This window comes from Mycobacterium sp. TH-M116, assembly GCF_057473685.1.
The window spans coordinates 1-3,538 of record NZ_JBYCLC010000275.1 but is presented as its reverse complement, the minus strand read 5'-3'; the positions used below and the strand labels follow the sequence as shown (position 1 = coordinate 3,538).

The 3,538-nt window shown below is 67.0% G+C and carries 3 protein-coding genes and 1 riboswitch; of the genes, 2 read left to right on the top strand and 1 reads right to left on the bottom strand.

From position 1 onward, the window contains the following. The coding region (locus AC2VOK_RS13730; RefSeq protein WP_428900973.1) for an aldehyde dehydrogenase family protein at window positions 1-1,237 on the bottom strand (1,237 nt) is incomplete at its 3' end. A 183-nt stretch (window positions 1,238-1,420) separates the two neighbouring features. On the opposite strand from AC2VOK_RS13730, the gene AC2VOK_RS13725 reads away from it, so the two are divergent. Together AC2VOK_RS13725 and AC2VOK_RS13720 are read left to right on the top strand one after the other, a co-directional pair. Next, on the top strand, window positions 1,421-2,263 hold the full coding sequence (locus AC2VOK_RS13725; RefSeq protein WP_428900972.1) for an SDR family oxidoreductase: 843 nt from the start codon (window positions 1,421-1,423) through the stop codon (window positions 2,261-2,263). 71 nt (window positions 2,264-2,334) lie between these two features. Then, entirely contained in the window at window positions 2,335-2,973 is a 639-nt protein-coding gene (locus AC2VOK_RS13720) for an NAD(P)H-binding protein (RefSeq protein ID WP_428900971.1), read from the top strand. A gap of 154 nt (window positions 2,974-3,127) precedes the next feature. Then, a riboswitch (cobalamin riboswitch) is annotated at window positions 3,128-3,306 on the top strand. The last annotated feature ends 232 nt before the right edge of the window (window positions 3,307-3,538 follow it).

Genomic DNA, 3,538 nt, shown 5'->3' with positions numbered 1-3,538 from the left:
CCTCCTCGTCGTCGAAGGGGATGACCGAGAGCACAGGGCCGAAGATCTCCTCCTGGGCGATCGTCATGGAGTTGTCCACGTCGACGAAAAGCGTTGGGCGGACGAAGAATCCCTTGTCAAACCCAGTCGGCGCATCCGGGCCGCCGACCAGTGCCGTCGCGCCCTCCTCGACGCCTTTGCGGATGTAGCCCATCACGCGTTCGCGCTGCGTCTGCGAGATCACCGGGCCGCACAGCGTTCCCGGGTCCTGCGGGTCACCGCACGTGACGTTCTCGTAGATGCTCTTGAGGATCTCCACGCCCTCGTCGTAGCGGGACCGCGGCAACAGCATTCGGGTCGGGTTGGCGCAGCCCTGCCCGGCGTGCATGCACGGCGCGATGCCGATCGCGCACGCCATGCCGAAATCCGCGTCCTCCAAGACGATGGTGGCCGACTTGCCGCCGAGTTCCAGGAACAGCCGCTTCATGGTCGCCGCACCTTTTTCCATGATTCGCCGGCCCACCGCCGTCGAGCCGGTGAACGAGATCAGATCGACCTTGGGTGAGAGCGTGAGCTCCTCGCCGACAAAGTGATCCGACGCGGTCACGACGTTGACGACTCCCGCTGGGATGTCGGTCTTCTCAGCGATCAACCGGCCGAGCCGGGTCGCGTTGAACGGGGTGTTGGGCGCCGGCTTGAGCACCACGGTGTTGCCGGCACCCAGCGCCTGGCCCAGCTTGTTCAGCGTGACCTCGAACGGGAAGTTCCACGGCACGATCGCACCGACCACGCCCACTGGTTCGCGCCAGACCTTGCGTGTGGTCAGGGCGCCGGTCAGGCTGATCACCTTGTCCCCGAGGTCGGTCTCCCACGCGTACTCGTCGATCAGCCTGGCGGGGTATTTCAGCCCGTCTTCCAGTGGGGCATCCAGCTGCGGGCCGAACGTGATCGCCCGCGGGGAGCCGACTTCGAGAATGAGCTCCTCGCGCAGCTCTTCGCGCTCCGATTCGATCGCCTCGTGCAACTGCAGCAGGCAGCGCTTGCGCAGTTCGCGGTTGGTCGACCAGTCGGTCTCGTCGAAGGCACGCCGGGCGGCGTCGATGGCGCGGTGCATGTCCTCTTTCGACGCGTCGGCAACCTCGCCGAGGATCTGCTCGGTTGCCGGGTTGATGTTGGCGAAGGTGCCGGCCCGGCCCTCGACGAGGGTGCCGTCGATCATCATCTTGGGTTCGAAGCGGACCTTTACAGCCTCGGTCATATCTGTCACTCTCTGCTGAGTCGTTGAGGGGCTACGGAGAGCCTTACCGGAAACTAGCCGATTGGCAAGTCCCCACCTCTGCACGGGTGACTGTCGGGGGCTTGGGGTATTGAACCGAAAAACCGTTACTCATACAGTTGGGCGATTAGAACCCGGTTAGCAGTTGACGAGAAGGGAATTTCCATGACCATTGTCGATCGCTTGCGGTACGACGGAAAGCGGGCGCTCGTCGTCGGCGGCGCGACTGGCATGGGTGCCGCGGCGGCCAAGTCGGCCGGCGAACTCGGCGCCGAAGTCATCGTCATGGACTACGCGCCGGTGAACTATGACGTCGCCAAGTCCATCCAGGTCGACCTGCGCGACCCGGCCTCGATCGACGCCGCGCTCGCACAGTTGGGCGGCCCCGTCCACGCCGTGTTCTCCGCGGCTGGAATCGCCGAGGGGACCACCGACCTGATGGCGATCAACTTCCTCGGCCACCGGTATCTCATCGACCGCCTGCTGGAGAAGAACCAGCTTCCCTCGGGCTCGGCGATCTGTTTCATCTCCTCGGTCGCCGGCATGGGCTGGGAGAACGACCTGGAGCTGCTGACGGAGTTCCTCGCCACGCCGGACTTCGTCACGGCACAGGACTGGGTCAAGGCGCGCGAGTCCGAAGGCATCATTCACTACGGCTTTTCCAAGAAGGTCGTCAACGCCTACGTGGCGACCCAGGGTTACCCCCTGTTGAAGAAGGGCATCCGGATCAACGCGATCTGCCCGGGCCCCACCGACACCCCGCTGGCCCAAGCCAACTCCGACCTGTGGCTGACATTCGCGCAGGACTACCGCGACGAGACCGGTTCGAAGGTCCACACCCCGGAGCAGATGGGTGACGTGATGGCGTTCCTCAACAGCGCCGCCGCCTTCGGTATCAACGGCATCACGCTGCTGGTGGACTACGGACACACGATGGCATCGCTGACCAACGCGTTCCCGCCCGGCAAGCCCATCATCGATCTCATCATGGGCCGGGTGAAGCTCTAGTGGAGCGAGCGGCGTAGCCGCGCGAAGCGCGTCGCCACCAGCAGGACCACCCCCCGCTACGCTCGGGTGGCATGGCACGCATCATCGTCATCGGCGGCCACGGCAAGGTCGCGCTGCAACTGGCCCCCATCCTCACCGGACGCGGCGACAAGGTGAGCTCGGTGTTTCGCAACCCGGACCACCGGCAGGACGTCGCGGCCACCGGCGCCCGAGCGATCGTCGCCGACATCGAGCGGCTCGACACCGATGGGCTGGCCGATCTGCTGGCCGGGCACGACGCGGTCGTCTTCGCCGCCGGGGCGGGTGGGGGCGACCCTGCACGGACCTACGCCGTCGACCGTGACGCCGCGATTCGCACGATCGATGCCGCCGCGCAGGCGGGCCTGCGGCGTTTCGTGATGGTGTCGTATTTCGGTGCGGGCCCGGATCACGTTGTGCCGCAGGATCAGCCGTTTTTCGCCTACGCCGAGGCCAAGGCGGCCGCCGACGCCCACCTGCGGGCCAGCGGGCTGGACTGGACGGTGCTGGGGCCGGGCCGGCTGACCCTCGAACCGGCCACCGGGCGGATCGCGGTCGGCGCCGGCCAGGAGGTGTCCCGGGCCGACGTCGCCGCCGTCGTGGCCGCCGCCCTGGCTGACGACTCGACGATCGGCCGAACCATCGACTTCAACAACGGCGACACGCCGATCGCCGAGGCACTGGCGGGCTGAGCCGTCGCCAACGTGACGCTACGGTCACCTTCGGCTGGCCACCGTCACTGTGGCGTCACGCTCGGCGCCACGGGAAGGCCAGGGCGCAACGGAGTAGGCTGCGCTGTGCAGCTGGTCTGCCGTCGTCGCACACCGTGGCGTCGGCATCGAGCGGGGCACGCACGTTATACATGCCGCGCGAGAGGGAACCCGGTGAGAGTCCGGGACTGTCCCGCAGCGGTATGCAGGAACGACCGCCGTCACACGCACTGGTCACCAACGACTGGGAAGCGACGGCCAGTAGGAGCACCGACAAGCACCACGGGTGCGCGCCTGCGAGTCCGAAGACCTGCCGGCTGTGCCGGGCGCGCCGCGCCTGGTGGCTCATCGCCCCGTGGAATGGGCGTCTGGCCGTGGCCGTTGAGCTTGGTGTGCCGGAGGTGCGCACTCCGAAGCGGCCTGGGCTGCGCGTCCGCCGGCGGTGAGTATCCCGTCGAACGATAGGACGACATCGTGACTCCCCCACCCTTCACCGCGACCGTGATCGGTTCCCCCCGCATCGGCCCCAACCGCGAACTCAAGCGCG